The sequence below is a fragment of the Thermomonas sp. genome, from assembly GCF_029945965.1.
Classification (GTDB): domain Bacteria; phylum Pseudomonadota; class Gammaproteobacteria; order Xanthomonadales; family Xanthomonadaceae; genus Thermomonas.
Genome location: NZ_JAQSDO010000015.1, coordinates 221,845 through 242,013 on the forward strand (window position 1 = coordinate 221,845; position 20,169 = coordinate 242,013).

A 20,169-nucleotide genomic window follows, 5' to 3' on the forward strand; every position below is an offset into this window, starting at 1 on the left:
AGCTCCGCACGGAGCGTATCGAGCAGGCCATGGCCGACCCGCGTCTGCAATCCCTCGCCACTGCACTGCCCGCGTTGCGGCTGAAAACCGCCCCGGCCGACCTGGAGCACTACGGCCGCGACTGGACCCGACGCTGGACGCCTGCGCCGCTGGCGATCGCCTTGCCCGCCAGCGTTGAAGAGGTGCAGGCCATTGTGCACTGGGCCAACGCGAACGCAGTCGCCATCGTCCCTTCCGGTGGGCGCACTGGCCTGTCCGGCGGCGCGGTCGCGGCTAATGGCGAGCTTGTGGTCAGCCTGGAGCGCATGACCAAGGTGCTGGGCTTCGATGCCGTGGACCGCACGCTGACGGTGGAAGCCGGGATCCCGCTGCAGCGCGTGCAGGAAGCAGCGCGCGAACACGGGTTGCAGTATCCGGTGGATTTCGCCGCACGCGGTTCGTGCACGATTGGCGGCAACATCGCAACCAATGCCGGCGGGATCCGGGTCGTGCGTTACGGCAACACCCGCGAGTGGATCGCCGGCCTGAAGCTGGTGACCGGCCGCGGCGAACTGCTGGAACTTGGGCGTAGCCTGGTCAAGAACTCCAGCGGTTACGACCTTCGGCACTTGGCAATCGCCTCGGAAGGCACGCTGGGCATCGTGGTCGAAGCGACCCTCAGGCTGACCGAGCCGCCGCCACCGACCAACGTGATGTTGCTGGCATTGCCGTCGTTCGATGCGCTGATGCAAGTGTTCGCGGCGTTCCGCCAGCGCCTGCAACTGCAGGCGTTCGAATTCCTGACTGATCGCGCGCTGGCGCACGTGCTGGCGCAGGGCGGACAACCGCCATTTGCTGAGACGCATCCCTTTTACGTGGTCACCGAATTCGCCAGTGACGAGGCCAGCGAAGCCGAGGCACTTGCGGCATTCGAGGCTTGCCTGGAGCAGGGGCTGGTCGCTGACGGCGTGATCAGCCAGAGCGATTCACAGGCAGCGCAGCTCTGGCACCTGCGCGAAGGTATTACCGAAAGCCTGGCCCGCTACGTGCCTTACAAGAATGATGTCTCTGTGCGGATCTCGGCGATGCCTGCCTTCCTGGCGGAGACGCAGGAATTGCTGGCCAGCGAGTACCCGCACTTCGAGGTGGTCTGGTTCGGGCACATTGGCGACGGCAACCTGCACATCAACATCCTCAAGCCGGATGACATGGCGCAGGACGCATTCGTGGCGGATTGCGAGCGGGTGACCAAACTGCTCGCGCAGGTGCTCAAGGCACATGGCGGCAGCATCTCTGCCGAGCACGGCATCGGCCTGGTCAAGAAACCCTACCTGTCGAGCACGCGCAGCGAAGCGGAAATCGCAGTCATGCGCGGGATCAAGGCGGTGCTGGATCCGAATGGCATCATGAATCCCGGCAAGCTGTTCGACTGAGCAGCCTCAGCCGCGCGGGCAGGCGTCAGTCCGCGCGACCGCCGAACTCGCCGGTGGCAGTGCTGACCCAGACCTTCTCGCCATTGCTGATGTATTCCGGCACCTGGATTTCGATGCCGGTGGACAGCTTGGCCGGCTTCGGTCGCTTGGTCGCGGTGCCGCCCTTGAGTTCCGGTGGCGTGTCGATGACTTCCATCACCACGCTGGAGGGCAATTGGAGTGCCACCGGCAGGTCGTCGATGATCTGCACGAAGCAGCCGGTGAGGTTCTCGACGATATAACCGGCGGCGTCGCCGATCACGTTTGCATCGAGCGTGTACGGGCTGTAGTCCTCGTCGTCGAGGAACACGAAAGCATCGCCATCGCGATAGGAATACGTGACCTGCCGGCGCGACAGCTCGACTTCCTTCAGGTCGTCGTCGCCACCCAGGCTGAGGTCGTATTTCACGCCGCCCGGCACGCTGTACATGGTGAAACGAAACTTGACGTTGCCGCCACGGCCCTGCGGCGAGCTGCGCTCGATGTCGCGGACCTGGTAAACGGTGCCATTGTGTTCGACCACATTGCCTTTCTTGGTGTCGTAAGCCTTCATGCGGAGTTCCGGTGCAGGTTGAGGTTGCGGAAAATGCGTTCGTTGATGGTCCAGGTGAGCAGGCCCCAGACCAGGCCGCCAACCGCGCACAGGCCGGCAGCGACGCCCAGCAACAGGCCGAAGCGAGGATGCTGCGGGCCAAACTTCGCCCAGGTCAGGGCGATCGAGAAGGCGAACATCAGTCCGCCCCATAGCAACAGGCCGCGTACCAGCACGAAATGCGCCATGCCCTTGGCGCGAATCGCCGGCCAGCGCCTGGCGATTGATCGTTCGGTGCGCGAACCGTAATCGATCACTTGGGCGCTAGCCGGGTGGCGCCATCCAGGCGGATGGTTTCGCCGTTCAGATAGGTGTTGCCGAGGATATATGCGACCAGGTCGGCAAACTCTGGCGGTTGGCCGAGCCGCGACGGGAACGGGATCGAGGCCGCCAGCGATTCCTGCACCGAATCGGGCATGCCATCGACCATCGGCGTCCAGAAAATACCGGGCGCAATCGTCATCACGCGAATGCCGAAGCGGGCCAGTTCGCGCGCCATCGGCAGGGTCATGCCGACCACACCACCCTTGGATGCGGAATACGCAGCCTGGCCGATCTGGCCTTCATACGCGGCCACCGATGCGGTGTTGACGATTACGCCGCGCTCGCCGTCGATACCCGCCTCGTTGTGCTGCATCAGGTTGGCCGCGGCCTTGGCCACGTTGAAGCTGCCGACCAGGTTGACCATGACCGTGGTCTGGAAATTGGCCAGCGGCATCGGTGCTTCGCGGCCGAGCATGCGTCCTGCGCCAAGGATGCCGGCGCAGTTGATGGTGGCATTGAGGCCGCCCAGGAATTCGCGCGCGGCATCGACATTGGCCGACACGCCGGCTTCATCGGTGACGTCGGTCTTGAAGTAGCGGGCGTTGGCTTCGCCGAGTGCGCTGACTGCGATGGCGCCCTTGTCGTCATTGACGTCGAACAAGGCGACCTTGCCACCGTGCTTGACCAGGTGTTCGGCGACAGCGAGGCCGAGGCCGGAGACGCCACCGGTGATCACGGCGCGGACGTTGGCGAGTTGCATGGGCAATCCTGCGGAAGGAAACGGGAATACTGCATTTTACCGGATGCGAGTGTTCCAACAGCTCAGCGCTGCAAATTCCGCGAGAGCCGCCGCGGCGCCTACCGTCGCGTGCTCGCTACGGGGCTCGAAATGCCCCTGCGCGATCACGCGACGGTCTCGCCGCTTTGTCCGGATTACTGGAACTCCAGCAAATAAAACGCATCGCAACCGCCGTGGCCGGTTGCGCCCATAGGTTTTGCGATGCGCTGGAAGCCGCTGCGTTCGTACAGGCGCATGGCCGCGTCCATGCCGGCCAGGGTTTCCAGGTAGCAGCGTTTGAAGCCGGCGGCGCGGGCTGCGTCCAGGCAGCACTGCATCATCGCGGTGCCGGCGCCGTGGCCACGCGCTTCGGGCAGGAAGTACATCTTGCGAAGTTCGCAGGTGTCGACATCGCCGCCAATCAATGGCGCCATGCCGGCGCCACCGAGCAGGCGACCACCGGATTCGACCACGAAATACGCATGCCGCGGTTCGGCATAGGCGCGGCTCATCCAGTCGACTTCCGGGTCGGCGATAGCGAAGCCACTTCCGATTGCGCCGAACTCCGGCATCACCGTGCGGATAACCGCAGCCATGGCTGCGTCGTCCTCGCCACGGATCGGGCGAAGTTGGTAGTGGAGTGCTTCGGTCATGCTGTGTCCTGTTGTGCAGCAACGCGCTTGGCAAATTCACCTGGCAGCAAACCGGGCGCGAACAGGAAGCCCTGGCCGGTGGTGACTCCGAGCCGCAGCAGGAAATCCCGTTGTGCTTCGTTCTCGATTCCTTCCGCGACCAAGCCCAGCCCGAGGCTCTGCGCGATCCCGGCGACCGCCTGGCAAATCGCGACATCCGACGGCTTGCCGGGCACGCCCTTGATGAACGAATGGCTCAGCTTGAGCGCATTGATCGGCAGCCGGCGCAGGTAGTTCAGCGCGCTGTAGCCCTCGCCGAAATCGTCGATCGACAGCTGCACGCCAAGCGCACGCAACTGGTCGAACACGATCAGGGTGTCAGTACTGTCGTCGACCAGTACGCGTTCGGTCAGCTCAAGCTCCAGTGCCGAGCCGGGCAGGTCGGCATCCAGCAATGCCTGGCGCACGCTTTCGCCAAGGTTTTCGCCGGTGAATTGCCGATACGAAACGTTCACCGCCACCCGCTGGATCGGCAGGCCCTGTTCGCGCCAGCGGCGCATCTGGGTGCAGGCTTCGCGCAGGACCCAGTTGCCGATGCGAACGATGTCACCGGTGCCTTCGGCCAGTTCGATGAAGCGATCCGGGCGCATCTCGCCCAGTTGTGGATTGCGCCAGCGCACCAGCGCTTCGGCATACACGATGCGACCGGTGCGCAGGTCCACCTGCGGTTGGTAGACCAGGTGGAACTCGCCTTTGTCGAGTGCGCGGCGTAATTGGGTTTCGGTTTGCAAGCGCTCGTGCTGGCGGGATGCCAGTTCGGGCGAATATGACTGCCATCCATTGCGATGGCGGCGCTTGCTGTCGTACATCGCCACGTCGGCGCTCTGGATGAGCTGCTGCGAAGTCTCGCCATCGGTGGGTGCGCGGGCAATGCCAATGCTGGTGGTGACGTTGAACTCTTCGCCCTGCAGGCAGAACTGGTCAGTGAAGGCGTTCTGGATGTTGCGTGCCAGCCGTTCCGGGCGGCCAACATCGTCGTGGATGTCGCAGATCGCCACGAATTCGTCGCCGCCGAAACGGGCGAGCAGGCCTTCGGTGCCGATCGCATCGCGCATGCGCTGTGCCGCCGCCATCAGCAGTACGTCGCCGGCATTGTGGCCAAGCACGTCATTGACGATCTTGAAACGGTCCAGGTCGATGTAGAGCAGGGCGATGTGGTTGCTGGTGCGATCGGCCAGGCGCGTGTCGAGTTTGGCCAGGATCGCATCGCGGTTCATCAGGCCGGTCAACGCATCGGTCTGCGCCTGTACGCGCAGGGTGTCCTCCGCGCGCTTGCGGTCGGTGACGTCCTGCAAGGTGCCGGTGAGCAGGTCGGTGCCGGGGCCGCCGGATTCGGACTCGCCTATCATCCTGATCCAGAACTGCGTTCCATCACCTTGCGTCCCCTGCAGTTCGACTTCGAAGCCGGTGCCCTGGCCGATCCTGGACAGCAGGTCGCGCAGGCGGCGCCGATCGGCGTCGTGCAGGCAAGCCAGGAAGCCTTCCATGTCGTGCGGAGTGGTGACAGCGCCGAGGATTCGTACTGCCTCCTCGGTCAGGTACATTTCGTCGCCGGCGCGATCCCACTGCCAGCCGCCGATCTGGGCCAAAGCCTGCGCACGGTCGAACCAGGCGACATCGCGCTTGAGTTCGGTGACATCGCTGAACAGCGACAGCAGCCGGCTTGGCGTGTCCTCGCCGGGTGCGTACTGCGGCACCACCGTGACCGTGATCCAGGTCAGTTGCCGGCGATGCAGGTGGAACAGGCCGAGCACTGTACTTTCGACGATGCGTCCGCTGCGCAGCGCACGCATCGCTGGGTGTTCGGCCAGCGGCATTTCGTGGCCGTGTTCGTGCAGGAATTTCCAGCGCCGCAGGTCCAGTGCCTCCGCCAGTGCCTCGCCCGCGCCGACGCCCAGGATGCGCATCGCCGCCGAATTCCCGAACACGCATTTACCGTCGCGTTCCTGGATGAGGATGCCCTTGTCGATCACCTCCATCAGTTCGCGGTAGCGGATTTCCGCTTCCTGTCGCTGGCTCAGGTCGCGGGCCACCGCCACGATTGCGGGCTGGCTGTCGTAGACCAGGTTGGCCGAATGCACTTCCACCGGGAAGCGCGAGCCATCCGCGCGCATGTTGGTGACTTCGATGACATAGGTTTCACCGCGATCGAGCGCCTCCAATACCGGCACCATGTGGCCGCGCGGCAGTTCCGGATTGAGGATGTCGATCGGCTTGCCGATGATCTCCTCGCGCGGACGCTTGTACGCCGCCATGCCGGCCTTGTTGAGGTCGAGCACGGTGCCATCGCGGGTGAGCACGCTGACCGGGTCCGGTACGGCATCGAACAGGGCGCGGTAGCGGGTGCGTTCGGCATCGATCGCGTCGCGCGCGGCGCGCAGTTCACGCGCGGATTCCATCAACAACGCGCGGGTGGGATCGGGCAAAACAACATCGTGGGCCGCCTGCTGCAGCGACTGCACCAATGCGTCCAGGGCAGGGTTTTCCGACATGGCGGTGGGGTCCGCCTTGGCTGGCGGCTGTGGTGCATTCATCGTGCGGCCAATGCCTTGCCGACCTTGCTGCCGTTCTCACGGCCGAGCAATACGGCAAGCCAGCGACCAACCGCGGCCAGTGCGTCGAGATCAATACCAGTCCGGATGCCGAGTCCGTGCAGCATGTAGACCACGTCCTCGCTGGCGACGTTGCCGCTGGCGCCTTTCGCATACGGACAGCCGCCGGCGCCCGACACTGCGCTGTCGACTACCGCCACGCCTTCTTCCAGGCAGGCCAGCACGTTCGCCAGTGCCTGTCCGTAGGTGTCGTGGAAATGGATGGCGAGCGCCGCCATCGGTACTTCTTCGGCGACCACTTTCAACATCGCGCGCGCCTTGGCCGGTGTGCCAACGCCAATCGTGTCGCCCAGCGAGACTTCGTAGCAACCCATGTCGTGCAGGCTACGTGCGACCCGCACCACGTCCGCGATCGGCACCACGCCTTGATAAGGGCAACCCAGCACGGTGGAGACGTAGCCACGCACGCGCACGCCATCGGCCTTGGCACGTGCCAGCACCGGCTCGAACCGGCGCAGCGATTCGTCGATGCCGGCATTGGTGTTCTTCAGGTTGAAGGCTTCCGACGCAGCGGTGAATACCGCGACTTCCTCAGCACCAGCCGCGCGTGCGCGATCATAGCCCTGTTCGTTCGGCACCAGCACCGGATAACTGATGCCGTCGCGGCGGGTGATCCCGGCCAGCACCTGGCTGGCATCGGCCATTTGTGGCACCCACTTCGGACTGACGAAAGCAGTGGCTTCGATGCTGCGCAGTCCGGTGGCCGAGAGTTTATCGATCAGCGTGATCTTGTCCGCGGTGCTGATCTCGGTCTTCTCGTTCTGCAGGCCATCGCGTGGCCCGACTTCAACGATGCGCACTTGTGCCGGGAGCATCACCGCTATTGCGCCAACGTCGCCAGTACGGCATCGGCCTCGACGAATTCGCCGGCCGTCGTGCGTATCTCGGCGACCACGCCATCGCGCGGGGCCTTCAATGCCAGTTCCATCTTCATCGCCTCGATCACCAGCACCACGTCCCCTGCGCTCACGGTATCGCCTGGCTTGGCCTGCACCAGCACCACGCGTCCCGGCATCGGTGCGCGGATGCGGTGCTCGGCGGTATCGTTACCGGCATCCTGCCGACGATACACCTCCACCGAATTCAGGCGCAGCCGCTGCCGGCCATCGTGGACCAGCACACGGGCGGCATCAGCGCTGGCATGCAAGCGCCGCATCGCGCCATCCAGGCGCAGGCTGAGCACGCCATCGTGCAGGCGTGCGCCACTGATCTCGTGCGAGGTGCCGTCCAACTCGATCCGATAGTTGCCAGCGTGGCCGTGCGCGACCAGTTCGATGCGCCGGCTTTCGCCAGGCGCGCCGCCATGCGCGAATGCGAGCCGCCGCGCGCCACCATGGCCCAGCCGCCAGCCATCGGAGGTGCCCCAGGGTGAGCTCGGGTCGCTGCTGGCTGCGGCACGCTCGCTGGCCTCGGCTTCCTGTACCAGCAAGCGTGTGGCGGCAGCGGCCAGCAGCAGACCTTGATCAAGCTCGGCTGGGGTCAGGAATTCATCCAGATGCCGGTCCAGATAGCCGGTATCGATGCGCCCTTCGGTCACCACCGGGTGCCGGGTCAGGCGTTCGAGGAAACCGATATTGGATTTCGGCCCGACGATCTCGCATGCCGCCAGCGCGTCGCGCATGCGCGCCAGTGCGCGTGGGCGGTCTTCGTCCCAGACGATCAGCTTGGCGATCATCGGGTCGTAGAAAATGGTGACGGTGTCGCCTTCGATCACGCCGGAATCGATCCGAACATGTCGCGACGCCTCAGGCATGCGCAGCGTCTGCAAGGTGCCGGATCCGGGCAGGAAACCGGCATCCGGATCTTCCGCGTACAGGCGAACCTCGATCGCATGGCCAGTCTGGGTCACTTGCTCCTGCGCCAGAGGTAAATGTTCGCCTGCTGCAATCCGCAATTGCCATTCGACCAGGTCCAGGCCGGTGACTTCCTCAGTGACCGGATGTTCGACCTGCAGGCGGGTATTGATTTCCATGAAATAGAAATCGCCGCCTTGGCCGGCCGCTCCCGGCATCCTGCCTCCCGCGGCATTCGTGCGTCCATGTACATCAACGATGAACTCCACCGTGCCGGCATTGGCATAGTCGATCGCGTGCGCAGCCTGCACCGCAGCGGCGCCCATTTTCGCGCGTAGCTCTGGTGTCAGGAACGGCGAGGGCGATTCCTCCAGCACTTTCTGGTAGCGACGCTGTGCCGAGCACTCGCGTTCGCCCAAATGGATCGCGCCGCCATGGCTGTCGCCGAACACCTGGATCTCGATGTGGCGGGGTTGTTCAATGTAGCGTTCCAGCAACACGCGGTCGCGGCCGAAGGCATTGCGAGCCTCGCGCTGGCAGCTTTCGAGATTCGCTGCGAATTCGCCGGATTCGCGCACGATGCGCATGCCCTTGCCGCCGCCGCCGTGCGCAGCCTTGATCATCAGCGGGTAGCCCATCTTGTCTGCTTCGCGCTGCAGCAGGCCGGATGACTGGTCCTCACCGGTATAGCCGGGCACCACCGGCACGCCGGCTGCGGCCATCAGTTCCTTGGCACCGGCCTTGCTGCCCATCTTGCGCATCGAGGCGGCCTTCGGGCCAATGAAGGCGATGCCGGCGGCTTCCACTGCATCAGCGAAGTCGGCGTTTTCGGACAGGAAGCCGTAACCGGGGTGGATCGCCTGTGCGCCCGTGCGTTTCGCGACCTCGATGATTGCGTCGCCACGCAGATAACTGTCCTGTGGGCGCGCGCCACCGATGTGGTGGGCTTCGTCGGCCAAGCGCGCGTGTTGTGCATCGGCATCGGCATCGGAATACACAGCGATCGTTCGAATGCCGAGCCGGCGTGCGGTGCGGATAACCCGGCAAGCGATTTCGCCGCGGTTGGCGATGAGGATGGTGTCGAACATCAGGCGCTGATCTTCATGAGGCTAGTTCTCATAGGGAAATCCTCATTGGGCGATCCACTGTGGCTTGCGCTTGTCGAGGAATGCAGACAGGCCTTCCTGGCCTTCCGGTGACACACGCAGTCGCGCGATCAGTGCGGCGTTGTCGGCATCATGGCGGTTGCCGTCGGCATGCGCACATACGTCGCGCACCAGCTGTTTGGCCGATGCCGCAGCGACCGGGCCGGCCTTGAGCAGTAACGCCACTTGCGCCTGCACCGCAGCGTCCAGTGCATTGGCATCGACCACCTGGTGCAGCAGGCCAATGCGCAGTGCTGCGGTGGCATCGAAGATTTCCGCGGTCGCGAAATAGCGGCGCGCCTGGCGCGGGCCAATCGCGGCGATGACATATGGCGAGATCACCGCCGGCAACAGCCCGAGTTTCGATTCGGTCAGCCCGAACTTCGCGCCTTCGGCGCCAATCGCGATGTCGCAGCAGGCAACCAGGCCGACGCCGCCACCGAAGGCCGCGCCCTGGACCCGGGCGATGGTTGGTTTCGGCAGTTCATCCAGCGTGCGCATCAGGCGGGCGAGGGCGAGCGAGTCGATGCGGTTGGCATCCTCGCTGGCAGTGGCCATGCTACGCATCCAGTTGAGGTCGGCGCCGGCCGAGAACGAGGCGCCTTCGGCTTCCAGCACCAGCACCCGCACGCCGGCATCGGTAGCGACCTGTTGCAGCGCTGCGGTGAGTTCGCCGATGAGTTCGGCATCGAAGGCGTTGTGGACCTGCGGCCGGGTCATGCGCAGGCGCGCGACCGGACCATCGCGGAGCAGTTGCAGGCGATCGCTCATCTCATCTCCAGGCAAGGCAGTCACCACGAAGGTGAACGGACATGATAGCTGGCGTCGCGCTTCTGGCAGTGGGAAACGTCACGCAGTGCGAGTGGATGCTAGAATGCGAACAATTCCCATTCGGCTTTCGCCGTGAAATTGAACCAGCTCGCCCGGCGCACGCCGGCCATCGTTGAAGACGTCGAGGATCACGTGCCCAACGACGTGATCGCGCGTCGTCTGCGCGAACTCGGATTCGTGGCTGGCGAGGAAGTGCAGGTCGTCGCCGCTGGCCCGCTTGGCGCCGAACCCTTGCTGGTGCAGGTCGGCTATACCCGCTTTGCGCTGCGCCAGGTCGAGGCCGCGCGCGTCCGCCTGCGCAGCAACGGAATCGGCGCATGAGTCCCAGCGCCGACATGGTTGCCGCGATCCCGCGCATCGCCCTGGTCGGCAGTCCGAACTGCGGCAAGACCGCGCTGTTCAACCTGCTGACCGGCAGCCGGCAGAAGGTCGCGAACTATGCAGGCGTGACGGTGGAGCGCAAGGAAGGCCAGTTGCGCGTGCCGTCCGGTCGCCACTACGCGGTGCTCGACCTGCCCGGTGCCTACAGCCTGAATGCGGCGAGCCTGGACGAAGCGGTGACCCGCGACCTGATCCGCGGTTTCTATCCTGGTGAGGCTGCGCCGGACCTCCTGGTGTGCGTGGTCGATGCCACCAACCTGCGCCTGCACCTGCGCTTTGCACTGGAACTTCGCCAGCTTGGGCGGCCGATGCTGGTCGCACTGAACATGGCCGATGCGGCGCGGCATCGCGGCATCGGCATCGACATCGAAACCTTGCAGCGCGAACTCGGCGTGCCAGTGGTGGAGACCGTGGCAGTGCGTCGCGACGGCGCGCGAGCACTGATCGACCAACTTGAACGACTCGGTACCGACATTCCTCCGCCACGGATGCAACTGGCCGACGGCGCTGACCTGCAAGCCGACCTGCACGCTGAGACACGTCGCCTGCTGGCGCTTGCGGTGACCATGCCGCGGCGGACAGCTTCGATCGACGATGCACTTGATCGCTGGTTGCTGCATCCCGTGTTTGGGCTGCTCGCGCTGGGCGTGGTGATGTTCCTGATCTTCCAGGCGGTATACGCCTGGGCAACGCCGATGATGGATGCCATCGCGGCTGCGACCAGTTGGCTGAGCGCCACGGTCGGCGCAGCGTTGCCGCAAGGCCCGCTCAACAGCCTGCTGGTGGACGGGATCATCGCCGGCGTGGGCGGCGTGATCGTGTTCCTGCCACAGATCCTGGTGCTGTTCTTCTTTATTCTCGCGCTGGAAGAAAGCGGCTACCTGCCGCGCGCGGCGTTCCTGCTGGACCGGATGATGGCCGCCGCCGGTCTATCGGGGCGCAGTTTCATTCCGTTGCTGTCCAGCTTCGCCTGCGCGGTGCCGGGGATCATGGCGACGCGTTCGATCCAGGATCCGCGCGATCGCCTTGCCACGATTCTTGTAGCGCCGCTGATGACATGTTCGGCGCGATTGCCGGTGTACGCGCTGCTGATCGGCGCGTTCATCCCGGCGCGCGATGTGGGCTGGTTCAACCTGCAGGGACTAGTGCTATTCGGACTGTATGCCGCGGGCATCGTCAGTGCGCTGGGCGTGGCCTGGATGATGAAGAAGTGGCGGCGCGACAAGAGCGAGCATCCACTGCTGCTGGAATTGCCGTCCTACCGCGTGCCGCACCTGCGTGATCTTGCGATTGGCCTATGGGAACGCGCGATGATCTTCCTCAAGCGCGTGGGCGGGATCATTCTTTCCATGACCATCCTGCTGTGGGTGTTGCTGTCGTTCCCCGGCGGCGGTATCGAACACAGTTTCGCCGGGCGGATCGGCGCAGTGATGACGTACGTGTTTGCGCCGATCGGCTTCAATTGGCAGATCTGCATTGCGCTGATTCCGGGCATGGCCGCGCGCGAGGTCGTGGTGTCCTCGCTGGCCACGGTCTATGCGTTGTCTGTGGCCAATGATGATGCCGCCGCGCAGGCGTTGTCCCCGATCATCAGCCAGGGCTGGTCGGTTGCCACCGCGCTGTCGCTGCTGGTGTGGTTCATCTATGCGCCGCAGTGCCTGTCGACGCTGGCCACGATCCGCCGCGAAACCCATTCCTGGAAGCAGACCGCGTTCGCCACCGCTTACCTGTTTGCGTTGGCCTACCTGGCTTCGCTGCTGACATATCAGGTCGCGGTTGCAATGGGCGCGGGGTGAGTATGAGTGTGGGCCTGCTCGCGCAATACCTGCTGATCGCGTTGGCGGTCATTGCCAGTCTGATCGTGGTCATGCGCAAGCAGTTCCCGGGCGCAACCCGACGCCTGCGCATCGCGATAGCATTGTCGATGTTGCGCGAAGATTCGCCCGACGTGCTGAAGAAAATGGGTCGCTGGATCGCGCCTGAGCCTGCCGCAGGCGGCAAGGACTGCGGCGGCTGCAACGGTTGCGACTAGCCTGATTGGAGCCGACGGTTTAGTGCCGCCGCCGCTTGCCGGCAGAGGCCGTCACGGCTTCCACACTGACATTGAAGCTGCGTGATTCGCCGGGGAAGACTGCGCCAACACCGGCCACATGGCGGCTGACTTCCTTGCCGTGCTCGTCGCGGATCACCACGACCATGGTGTATTCGAACGCGCTATCGGCGGGCGCGTTGATCGTGCCTTCGACCTGCAAGGGCACGAAGTGCTCGGATGCATCCACCACCGGCGTATCGAAACGCAGGTGGCCGCGGCAGGCCGGACACACGGGCGAACTTTCCAGGATCACGGTCTTGCAGTGCGGACAGGTGCGGGTCGCACCTGTCGTACCCGGGCGCGCCGCGTTCATGCGGCGCTGCCGCTCTCCATCTTGTTTGAGGAGCTCGCCGACGAAGTTGACGAGGTCGACGGGGTGAGCGTCTTGCTGTCCTTCTCGCTCCAGCCGCATTCCACATGGCCGCGGATGCGCGAGCCAGCGGCCACGGTCAGCGAGCCGGTCTTGAGGTCGCCGTTGACCACGCCGGTCTGTTGCAACTCGATCTGTTGCGCGGATTCGACGTTGCCGTTCAGTTCACCGGCCAGGGTGACCTTGTTGGCGGTGACGCCACCGCTGACCTTGGCACCTTGTTCGATGGTCAGGTTGCCTTGCACGCGCACGTCGCCCTTGAACTTGCCGGCGATGCGGACGTGGCCAGCACCTTCGATCTTGCCTTCGATGGTGAGATCGGCGGCAATGATCGATTCGCGCGCAGCGGCTTCGACTGCGCGGATCGGGGCTGGTGAAGGGGGCGGCGTCGAGGCAGCCGGTTCGGGTTTCGGTGCGGGTGGATCGAAGCGGTGCGATTCAGGCTTGGCAGCCGGGGTCGGGTCTTTCCAGATGGCCATCGGTCGAGCTCCACGGGGGTGGGCATCGAGGCTATCACTACTTTGCGACGATTTCCTGCATGAATACGTCAACTGGGTGCCGCAAGTCGCCGCCCATGCAGGAAACGTGCGCTACATCCGGAATACGCCGAAACGGCTGCGATCCATGATTGGCGCAGTCAGCGATGCCGATAAACCCAACCTTACGACGCGACGCCTGTCGCCGGACGATGACGCGGTCGTCCCGCAGCCGTGCGGTGGGCTGGTACGGGCCCAATCACGGCTTCCTGTTCCATTGCCGTTCCCGGGGTTCGCGTGCCAGGTTCAGTTGAGGATGGATTGCATTTGTCAATGAGAACTATTAGCATTTGAGAATCAAACTGGAGTTGTTCCATGTGCCGACTGATTCCCACCTGCCTTGCATTGCTCGGCCTCGCCCTTGGTGCTCCCGCCGCATCCGCCGCCGATCAGTACGAGGCCAGCCTGGTGATCCAGGGTCACCGCTTCCAGCCCGCAGAGTTGGTCGTGCCGGCCGGCCGCAAGATCAAGCTCACCGTGGTCAACCGCGACGCTACTGCCGAAGAGTTCGAGAGTTACGAGTTGAACCGCGAAAAAGTGGTCGCGGGCGGAAGCAGCATCGTCGTCTACATCGGTCCGCTGCGACCCGGGACCTATCCCTTCTTTGGCGAGTTCCACATGGAAACCGCCAAGGGCAAGATCATCGCCGAATAAGCTGCCACTGGAGATCCCGCCATGCTTGCCACCGCCATCGTGGTCTTTCGCGAGGTCCTCGAGGCCGCGCTGATCATCAGTATTGTCTTCGCCGCCACTCGCGGGCTAGCCGGGCGCGGCCGCTGGGTGGCGATGGGCGTCGCCTGGGGCCTGGCCGGTGCAGTCGTGCTGGCGCTGGGGGCTGGCCGCGTCGCCGCCGCTGCCGAAGGCATGGGCCAGGAACTGCTCAATGCCGGTGTGTTGCTTGCCGCCGTGCTCATGCTGGCCTGGCATGCAATCTGGATGTCGCGTCATGGCCGCGAACTGGCGCTGCAGATGAAGACCGTCGGGGCCGAGGTCGTGTCCGGTGCGCGGCCGGTACGCGCGCTAATGCTGGTGGTCGCGCTGGCCGTGTTGCGCGAGGGCTCCGAGGTCGTCCTGTTCCTATACGGCATGGGCGCAGGCGGCTCGGGCGCCGCCTCGATGGCCGCCGGCGGAGCGGCCGGGCTGCTGGCGGGAGGCGCGGTGGGCGTCGCACTGTATCTCGGGCTGCTCGGCATTCCGCTGCGCCATTTCTTTACCGCCACCAACTGGATGGTGTTGCTGTTGGCAGCGGGACTGGCGTCGCAGGCGGCGCACTTCCTGATCCAGGCCGACCTCCTGCCTCCGCTTTCGCAGCAGGTCTGGGATACCTCCGGGCTGCTCTCCAACCAGTCGCTGCTGGGACAGACGCTGCGCACCCTCATCGGGTACGACGCGCGACCGTCAGGCATGCAACTCGTTTTCTACACAGTCACCGCTTTGCTCATCCTGACAGGAATGAAAATATGGGGATCGTCCCAATCCGCGCCAACACCCGTCCGTCCAGTCGTCACTCCCGTTCCCTCTGCAGCCAGCCGCTCCGAATCGCATTGATTGCAGTCGCCTTGGCCGCGCCTGCGCTGGCATTGTCCTTGCCGGCGCATGCCGGTGCCGCCTCCAAGGTCTACCTGCCGAAAGTCGAATACCGCGAACTTGAACTCGAGTTCCGTGGCGGCTGGCAGGACTACAACGGGACCGACCAAGGTGATGGCCAGCAGTACGTGTTCGACGTCGGCTACGGCGTTACCACGCGCTGGTTCACCGAACTGGCCGTGTTCTATTCCCGGGCCCCGGGCGAGGGCGGACAGATCCAGGAGTTCAAGTCCGAGAACATCTTCCTGCTGACCGAGCCGGGCAAGCATTGGCTGGACATCGGCCTGATCGCCGAGGTCGTGCACAACCGCGCCAGGGGACTGAACGAGATCGAGTTCGGCCCACTGTTCCAGACCCAGGTGGGACGCGAGCAATTCAACCTCAACTTCGAGTTCTCGCGCGAGCTTGTCGACGGTGCCAAGACCGAGCTGGGCTACGCCTGGCAATGGAAGCATCGCGGCAACCCGAAACTGGAATTCGGCTTGCAGGGCTTTGGCGACCTCGGCCCGACTGGCGCTTTGGGTAAGGCTCACGAGTCCAAACTGGGTCCTGCGTTGTTCGGCAGCATGCGGTTGCCGTCGGGTCACAAGATCAAGTACGACGGCGCGGTCCTGGCCGGGGTCACCGCCGGTGCGCCCGATACCACCGTGCGCTTCCAACTGGAGTACGAACTGGCGCTGTAGCCCCCGCCAGCCAAAGAATGGTTCCCTGCAGGAACTGCTTCCGCGCCGAGAGAGCCTGCCGCTTGGAACAGCGTGCAGGCGCTCCAGGAGTGGCCGCGGTGGCCGTAGCGTTACCTACATCCGGAACACGCCGAAACGGCTGCGATCCGCGATCGGTGCATTCAGCGAGGCTGACAGCCCCAGGCCCAGCACCCGGCGCGTATCGGCCGGATCGATGATGCCATCGTCCCATAGCCGCGCGGTGGCGTAGTAGGGGTTGCCCTGCAACTCGTACTGATCGCGCAGTGGCGCCTTGAATGTTTCCTCTTCCTCGGGCGTCCACACACCGCCCTTGGCTTCGATGCCGTCGCGCTTGACCGTGGCCAGCACCGTCGCCGCCTGTTCGCCCCCCATCACACTGATCCGCGCATTCGGCCACATCCACAGGAAGCGCGCACCGTAGGCGCGGCCGCACATCGCGTAATTGCCGGCACCAAAACTGCCGCCGATCACCACCGTGAACTTGGGCACATGCGAGCATGCCACCGCAGTCACCATCTTGGCGCCGTCTTTTGCAATCCCGGCCTGTTCGTATTTCTTGCCGACCATGAAGCCGGTGATGTTCTGCAGGAACACCAGCGGGATGCCGCGCTGGTTGCACAGTTCGATGAAGTGCGCGCCCTTCAGCGCGCTTTCGGCGAACAGGATGCCGTTGTTGGCGATGATCCCGACTGGATAGCCATGCAGGTGCGCGAAGCCGGTGATCAGGGTCTTGCCGTAGCGCGCCTTGAACTCCTGTAGCTCACTGCCGTCGGTGATGCGCGCGATGACCTCGCGGATGTCGAATGGACGGCGCGCGTCCTTCGGCACGATGCCGTACAACTCTTCAGCGGCGAACAACGGCTGGCGCGATGGCTGTACCGCCACCGGCAACTTCTTGCTGCGATTCAGCGTACCGACGATCCCGCGTGCGATTTCCAGCGCATGGCGGTCGTCCTCGGCGAAATGATCGGCGACGCCCGAGATTCTGGTATGCACGTCGGCGCCGCCCAGGGTTTCGGCATCGACCACTTCGCCCGTGGCAGCCTTCACCAGTGGCGGCCCGCCGAGGAAGATCGTGCCCTGCTCCTTGACGATGATCGATTCATCGCACATCGCCGGCACGTAGGCGCCGCCAGCGGTGCAACTACCCATCACCACCGCGATCTGCGGGATGTTCTCCGCGCTCAGCCGCGCCTGGTTGTAGAAGATCCGGCCGAAGTGTTCCTTGTCCGGGAATACCTCGTCCTGCAGCGGCAGGAACGCGCCGCCGGAATCGACCAGATAGACGCAAGGGAGGTGGTTCTCGCGGGCGATCTCCTGCGCGCGCAGGTGCTTCTTCACCGTCATCGGGAAGTAGGTGCCGCCCTTGACGGTGGCGTCATTGGCCACCACCACGACTTCCTGTCCCATCACCCGGCCGATGCCGCAAACCATGCCAGCCGCAGGTGCGGCGCCGTCGTACATGCCTTCGGCGGCGAGCGGGGCAATCTCCAGGAATGGCGAACCGGCATCAAGCAGCGCGCTGATGCGATCACGCGGGAGCAGCTTGCCGCGTTCGGTGTGCTTGTTGCGCGCCTTCTCGCCACCACCATCGGCAGCATGTGCGAGGCGGCGGTCGAGCTCGGCGACCAGCTCGCGATGCCAGGCGACGTTGTCCTGGAAATCCTGTGAGCGGGGATCGATCTGGGAGGTCAGCGCGGGCATCGGTTGGCCATTTATTGGTTCATTGTTCGTCAGCCATCAATCTGGCAATGCCACAGGATAACCGCTGAGGGCACCTGCTTTCGGCATGCCGCAATGGTGATGCTACGAGCATCAAATCGTTGGTGATTGCGCAGGCAGGCATTGTGCTCGAGAGCTGAGGCATCACGATGCTGCTAGCGCGCAAGCAACCCGCAAAAACGAAAGGCCCGCCGAGGCGGGCAACGAGCCAAAAAAAAGGCCCGCCGAGGCGGGCCTTTCAGGGATCGCGATGCTAAGAAAATCAGTTTTTCTTGGCTTCTGCAGCAGCAGCATCAGCCTTGTCGGCCACGTGCTGTGCGGCGTCTGCAGTGCTCTGCGCAGCGTCGGCAGTGGCAGAGGCGGCGCCGGCAGCAGCTTCGGCACCAGCGGCTTTGGCAGCATCAGCAGCCTGCTGGGCGTTGGCAGCGACTTCGCCCACGGCTTCGCCGGTGGAGGCGGCAGCAGATTCGACACCCTGTTGGGCGGCGTTGCCGGCAGCAGAAGCAGCGTCGGCAGCAGCATTGCCAGCCTGGTCGGCGGCGGCGGAGGCTTCGGCAGCTTGCTGCTTGGCTTCCGGAGTTTCGTTCTTGCAGGCCGACAGGGCGAGGACGCCAGCGGCGAGCAGCACTACGAGCTTGGTATTCATTGGGTTCTCTCCTGATGAGTTATGGAAAATGGTTCGGGTTTTGGATCAAGCAACGCCAGTGGGCTTCGCGATCCGATCTGTGACCGGCGGGTCGTTCACTGACTTACTTATGTTCGCAGCCCCGAGAGGCTGGTTACGAAAAAGCCGTCGGTATACCGACGGCTCTTCGATCTTGCGATATTGAACATGGCGTGGTTACGCCAAATCAATATTACTTCTTGGCAGCAGCAGCAGCGTCTACCGCGGCGTCCTTGGCCTGACCAGCGGCGTCGGCTGCGTTCTCAGCAGAGTCGGCAGCGGAGTCAGCCTTGGACATGTCGCTGCCAGCAGCGGCAGTGGCAGTGGCAGCGGAGTCAGCAGCGTCAGAAGCCATGGCAGCGGTGTCGGCAGCGGCCTGGGCAGCGTCTGTAGCAGCAGTGTCACCGGTTGCAGCGGCGGAGTTGGCAGCAGCCTGGGCATCGCCAGCAGCAGCAGCGGCATCAGCAGAGGCGTCAGCGGCCTGCTCCTTGTTGGTGCAAGCGGTCAGGGCCAGGCCCAGCGCCATTGCCAGCAGGATCTTGTTGATCGACATGATACGGTTTCCTCGTCGTAAGTTATTTGGCAACGCGCAAACTGCGCGCCCGTAACATGATGACAAGCCATTATCCTGTGTCAAGCGGTTGGCCTGTTTTTTTTCATATTTTCGTTTTATTTCTTCACATCAACTCGACCGCCATGGCCGTGGCTTCGCCGCCACCAATGCACAGGGACGCCACTCCGCGGCGCCCGCCACGGGCCTGAAGGGCGTTCAGCAAGGTGACCAGCAAGCGAGCGCCGGATGCCCCAATCGGATGTCCCAGCGCCAAAGCGCCGCCATTTACGTTCAATTTTTCATGCGGAATGCCCAGATCGGTCATCGGTGCCATGGCTACGCAGGCGAAGGCTTCGTTAATCTCGAACAGGTCCACGTCAGCCACGTTCCAGCCCGCCTTGGCCAGCACGTTCCGGATAGCGGTCACGGGGGCTGTGGTGAACCATTCCGGGGCCTGTGCATGGGTGGAATGCGCAACAATCCGTGCCAGCGGCGTGGCGCCGGCGGCCTTGGCCGCCTCGGCCGACATCACCACCAGCGCAGCCGCGCCATCGGAAATCTTGGATGAGGAGGCCGCGGTCAACACGCCGTCCTTTCCGAATGCCGCACGCAGGCCCGGGATCTTGCTGGTGTCGATCTTGCCGGGCTCCTCGTCCTGGTCCACGACGACCTCGCCCTTGCGGGTCTTGACGGTCACCGGCGCGATTTCGGCGGCGAACGCGCCGGAAGCCTGCGCGGCCTGGGCGCGCTTGACGCTTTCCGCCGAGAAGCCGTCGAGCTTGGCACGGTCGAAATCGTACTTGTTGCAGGCGGTGTCGCCGAACACGCCCATCGCCTTGCCATCGTCGGGATTGGTCAGTCCGTCGTAAGCCATGTGATCAAGGAACTCGGCGCTACCGAAGCGGATGCCGGTGCGCGAGCCATTGAGCAGGTGCGGCGCATTGGTCATCGATTCCATGCCGCCGGCAACAATGGCGCTTGCGCTGCCCGCCTTGATCAGGTCGTGGGCCAGCATCACTGCCTTCATGCCGGAGCCGCAGACCTTGTTGATGGTGGTGCAGCCGGCGGCATCCGGGATGCCTGCGGCGCGCGAGGCCTGGCGTGCCGGTGCCTGGCCGAGGCCGGCGGACAGTACGCAGCCCATGATGACTTCATCGATGCTTGCGGCGTCCACGCCGGATTGCGCCAGTGCAGCACTGATCGCGGTGGCGCCCAAGGTGGGGCTTGGTACGCCGGTGAACTGGCCGAGGAATGAACCGATGGCGGTGCGCTTGGCACCAACGATGACGATGTCGCTCATGGAGAACTCCCGGGTCGTGGGGCCGGCTGGGCCGGGTATCTGATTATCGAATCCCCTGATTATGGCGCGAAACGATGATCGATGCTGCGCTGCGACAAGGCC

The 20,169-nt window shown here is 64.3% G+C and carries 21 protein-coding genes; 7 read left to right on the forward strand and 14 right to left on the reverse strand.

Going from position 1 to position 20,169, the window contains the following annotated elements:
- Positions 1-29: 29 nt before the first annotated feature.
- Positions 30-1,412: an FAD-binding oxidoreductase gene (locus PSV05_RS07330; RefSeq protein ID WP_300063679.1), complete on the forward strand. Its 1,383-nt coding sequence runs from the start codon at positions 30-32 to the stop codon at positions 1,410-1,412.
- 25 nt (positions 1,413-1,437) lie between these two features.
- Here the strand turns inward: PSV05_RS07330 and yeiP are convergent, their stop codons facing one another.
- The 8 genes from yeiP to PSV05_RS07370 all read right to left on the reverse strand — a co-directional run bounded on the left by yeiP (position 1,438) and on the right by PSV05_RS07370 (position 10,098).
- A complete protein-coding gene (gene yeiP, locus PSV05_RS07335) occupies positions 1,438-2,004 on the reverse strand; it encodes an elongation factor P-like protein YeiP (RefSeq protein WP_300063681.1) in 567 nt (188 codons plus the stop codon).
- Complete coding sequence (locus PSV05_RS07340; RefSeq protein WP_300063683.1) at positions 2,001-2,300, reverse strand: hypothetical protein; 300 nt, start codon at positions 2,298-2,300, stop codon at positions 2,001-2,003. The genes yeiP and PSV05_RS07340 overlap by 4 nt, the downstream gene beginning before the upstream one ends.
- A complete protein-coding gene (locus PSV05_RS07345) occupies positions 2,297-3,067 on the reverse strand; it encodes an SDR family NAD(P)-dependent oxidoreductase (RefSeq protein ID WP_300063685.1) in 771 nt (256 codons plus the stop codon). The genes PSV05_RS07340 and PSV05_RS07345 overlap by 4 nt, the downstream gene beginning before the upstream one ends.
- Before the next feature lie 173 nt (positions 3,068-3,240).
- On the reverse strand, positions 3,241-3,738 hold the full coding sequence (locus tag PSV05_RS07350) for a GNAT family N-acetyltransferase (RefSeq protein ID WP_300063687.1): 498 nt from the start codon (positions 3,736-3,738) through the stop codon (positions 3,241-3,243).
- Complete coding sequence (locus PSV05_RS07355) at positions 3,735-6,311, reverse strand: EAL domain-containing protein (RefSeq protein ID WP_300063689.1); 2,577 nt, start codon at positions 6,309-6,311, stop codon at positions 3,735-3,737. The genes PSV05_RS07350 and PSV05_RS07355 overlap by 4 nt, the downstream gene beginning before the upstream one ends.
- Positions 6,308-7,204, reverse strand: coding sequence for a hydroxymethylglutaryl-CoA lyase (locus PSV05_RS07360; protein ID WP_300063691.1), 897 nt, complete (start codon positions 7,202-7,204; stop codon positions 6,308-6,310). Before PSV05_RS07360 ends, PSV05_RS07355 begins: the two co-directional genes overlap by 4 nt.
- Positions 7,205-7,209: 5 nt before the next feature.
- Positions 7,210-9,270, reverse strand: coding sequence for a biotin carboxylase N-terminal domain-containing protein (locus PSV05_RS07365; RefSeq protein WP_300063693.1), 2,061 nt, complete (start codon positions 9,268-9,270; stop codon positions 7,210-7,212).
- A 42-nt stretch (positions 9,271-9,312) separates the two neighbouring features.
- A complete protein-coding gene (locus PSV05_RS07370; protein WP_300063695.1) occupies positions 9,313-10,098 on the reverse strand; it encodes an enoyl-CoA hydratase-related protein in 786 nt (261 codons plus the stop codon).
- Positions 10,099-10,230: 132 nt separating this feature from the next.
- On the opposite strand from PSV05_RS07370, the gene PSV05_RS07375 reads away from it, so the two are divergent.
- From PSV05_RS07375 to PSV05_RS07385, 3 genes are read left to right on the forward strand one after another with little or no spacing between them, the layout of a single operon-like run.
- On the forward strand, positions 10,231-10,479 hold the full coding sequence (locus PSV05_RS07375) for a FeoA domain-containing protein (RefSeq protein ID WP_300063696.1): 249 nt from the start codon (positions 10,231-10,233) through the stop codon (positions 10,477-10,479).
- Entirely contained in the window at positions 10,476-12,335 is a 1,860-nt protein-coding gene (feoB, locus tag PSV05_RS07380) for a ferrous iron transport protein B (protein WP_300063698.1), read from the forward strand. The genes PSV05_RS07375 and feoB overlap by 4 nt, the downstream gene beginning before the upstream one ends.
- Before the next feature lie 2 nt (positions 12,336-12,337).
- Complete coding sequence (locus PSV05_RS07385) at positions 12,338-12,571, forward strand: DUF6587 family protein (RefSeq protein ID WP_300065388.1); 234 nt, start codon at positions 12,338-12,340, stop codon at positions 12,569-12,571.
- A gap of 19 nt (positions 12,572-12,590) precedes the next feature.
- Here PSV05_RS07385 and PSV05_RS07390 read toward each other — a convergent pair whose 3' ends face one another.
- Together PSV05_RS07390 and PSV05_RS07395 are read right to left on the reverse strand one after the other, a co-directional pair.
- Entirely contained in the window at positions 12,591-12,944 is a 354-nt protein-coding gene (locus PSV05_RS07390) for a hypothetical protein (RefSeq protein ID WP_300063700.1), read from the reverse strand.
- A complete protein-coding gene (locus tag PSV05_RS07395) occupies positions 12,941-13,480 on the reverse strand; it encodes a polymer-forming cytoskeletal protein (RefSeq protein WP_345782241.1) in 540 nt (179 codons plus the stop codon). Before PSV05_RS07395 ends, PSV05_RS07390 begins: the two co-directional genes overlap by 4 nt.
- A 372-nt stretch (positions 13,481-13,852) precedes the next feature.
- On the opposite strand from PSV05_RS07395, the gene PSV05_RS07400 reads away from it, so the two are divergent.
- Genes PSV05_RS07400 through PSV05_RS07410 form a run of 3 tightly spaced genes read left to right on the forward strand, consistent with a single transcriptional unit; the run spans position 13,853 to position 15,807 of the window.
- Complete coding sequence (locus PSV05_RS07400; RefSeq protein WP_300063701.1) at positions 13,853-14,191, forward strand: cupredoxin domain-containing protein; 339 nt, start codon at positions 13,853-13,855, stop codon at positions 14,189-14,191.
- 21 nt (positions 14,192-14,212) lie between these two features.
- Positions 14,213-15,085 (forward strand): FTR1 family protein, encoded by an 873-nt coding sequence (locus PSV05_RS07405; RefSeq protein ID WP_300063703.1) that lies wholly within the window; start codon positions 14,213-14,215, stop codon positions 15,083-15,085.
- The gene (locus tag PSV05_RS07410; protein WP_300063705.1) at positions 15,082-15,807 is read left to right on the forward strand and encodes a hypothetical protein; all 726 of its coding nucleotides are present in this window, start codon (positions 15,082-15,084) and stop codon (positions 15,805-15,807) included. The genes PSV05_RS07405 and PSV05_RS07410 overlap by 4 nt, the downstream gene beginning before the upstream one ends.
- A gap of 114 nt (positions 15,808-15,921) precedes the next feature.
- Here PSV05_RS07410 and PSV05_RS07415 read toward each other — a convergent pair whose 3' ends face one another.
- The 4 genes from PSV05_RS07415 to PSV05_RS07430 all read right to left on the reverse strand — a co-directional run bounded on the left by PSV05_RS07415 (position 15,922) and on the right by PSV05_RS07430 (position 20,067).
- On the reverse strand, positions 15,922-17,532 hold the full coding sequence (locus tag PSV05_RS07415) for a carboxyl transferase domain-containing protein (protein ID WP_300063707.1): 1,611 nt from the start codon (positions 17,530-17,532) through the stop codon (positions 15,922-15,924).
- A 280-nt stretch (positions 17,533-17,812) separates the two neighbouring features.
- A complete protein-coding gene (locus PSV05_RS07420) occupies positions 17,813-18,196 on the reverse strand; it encodes a hypothetical protein (protein WP_300063709.1) in 384 nt (127 codons plus the stop codon).
- A gap of 211 nt (positions 18,197-18,407) precedes the next feature.
- Positions 18,408-18,767, reverse strand: coding sequence for a hypothetical protein (locus PSV05_RS07425; protein ID WP_300063711.1), 360 nt, complete (start codon positions 18,765-18,767; stop codon positions 18,408-18,410).
- A 124-nt stretch (positions 18,768-18,891) separates the two neighbouring features.
- Complete coding sequence (locus PSV05_RS07430; RefSeq protein ID WP_300063713.1) at positions 18,892-20,067, reverse strand: acetyl-CoA C-acyltransferase; 1,176 nt, start codon at positions 20,065-20,067, stop codon at positions 18,892-18,894.
- Positions 20,068-20,169: the final 102 nt, after the last annotated feature.

What these genes read in the sequence shown, in the direction of transcription:
- PSV05_RS07330 (WP_300063679.1), top strand. Translation starts at nt 30, where the DNA reads ATGGCCGACCCGCGTCTGCAATCCCTCGCCACTGCACTGCCCGCGTTG.
- yeiP (WP_300063681.1), bottom strand. Translation starts at nt 2,004, where the DNA reads ATGAAGGCTTACGACACCAAGAAAGGCAATGTGGTCGAACACAATGGC.
- PSV05_RS07345 (WP_300063685.1), bottom strand. Translation starts at nt 3,067, where the DNA reads ATGCAACTCGCCAACGTCCGCGCCGTGATCACCGGTGGCGTCTCCGGC.
- PSV05_RS07350 (WP_300063687.1), bottom strand. Translation starts at nt 3,738, where the DNA reads ATGACCGAAGCACTCCACTACCAACTTCGCCCGATCCGTGGCGAGGAC.
- PSV05_RS07355 (WP_300063689.1), bottom strand. Translation starts at nt 6,311, where the DNA reads ATGAATGCACCACAGCCGCCAGCCAAGGCGGACCCCACCGCCATGTCG.
- PSV05_RS07360 (WP_300063691.1), bottom strand. Translation starts at nt 7,204, where the DNA reads ATGCTCCCGGCACAAGTGCGCATCGTTGAAGTCGGGCCACGCGATGGC.
- PSV05_RS07365 (WP_300063693.1), bottom strand. Translation starts at nt 9,270, where the DNA reads ATGTTCGACACCATCCTCATCGCCAACCGCGGCGAAATCGCTTGCCGG.
- PSV05_RS07370 (WP_300063695.1), bottom strand. Translation starts at nt 10,098, where the DNA reads ATGAGCGATCGCCTGCAACTGCTCCGCGATGGTCCGGTCGCGCGCCTG.
- feoB (WP_300063698.1), top strand. Translation starts at nt 10,476, where the DNA reads ATGAGTCCCAGCGCCGACATGGTTGCCGCGATCCCGCGCATCGCCCTG.
- PSV05_RS07385 (WP_300065388.1), top strand. Translation starts at nt 12,338, where the DNA reads ATGAGTGTGGGCCTGCTCGCGCAATACCTGCTGATCGCGTTGGCGGTC.
- PSV05_RS07390 (WP_300063700.1), bottom strand. Translation starts at nt 12,944, where the DNA reads ATGAACGCGGCGCGCCCGGGTACGACAGGTGCGACCCGCACCTGTCCG.
- PSV05_RS07395 (WP_345782241.1), bottom strand. Translation starts at nt 13,480, where the DNA reads ATGGCCATCTGGAAAGACCCGACCCCGGCTGCCAAGCCTGAATCGCAC.
- PSV05_RS07400 (WP_300063701.1), top strand. Translation starts at nt 13,853, where the DNA reads ATGTGCCGACTGATTCCCACCTGCCTTGCATTGCTCGGCCTCGCCCTT.
- PSV05_RS07405 (WP_300063703.1), top strand. Translation starts at nt 14,213, where the DNA reads ATGCTTGCCACCGCCATCGTGGTCTTTCGCGAGGTCCTCGAGGCCGCG.
- PSV05_RS07415 (WP_300063707.1), bottom strand. Translation starts at nt 17,532, where the DNA reads ATGCCCGCGCTGACCTCCCAGATCGATCCCCGCTCACAGGATTTCCAG.
- PSV05_RS07420 (WP_300063709.1), bottom strand. Translation starts at nt 18,196, where the DNA reads ATGAATACCAAGCTCGTAGTGCTGCTCGCCGCTGGCGTCCTCGCCCTG.
- PSV05_RS07425 (WP_300063711.1), bottom strand. Translation starts at nt 18,767, where the DNA reads ATGTCGATCAACAAGATCCTGCTGGCAATGGCGCTGGGCCTGGCCCTG.
- PSV05_RS07430 (WP_300063713.1), bottom strand. Translation starts at nt 20,067, where the DNA reads ATGAGCGACATCGTCATCGTTGGTGCCAAGCGCACCGCCATCGGTTCA.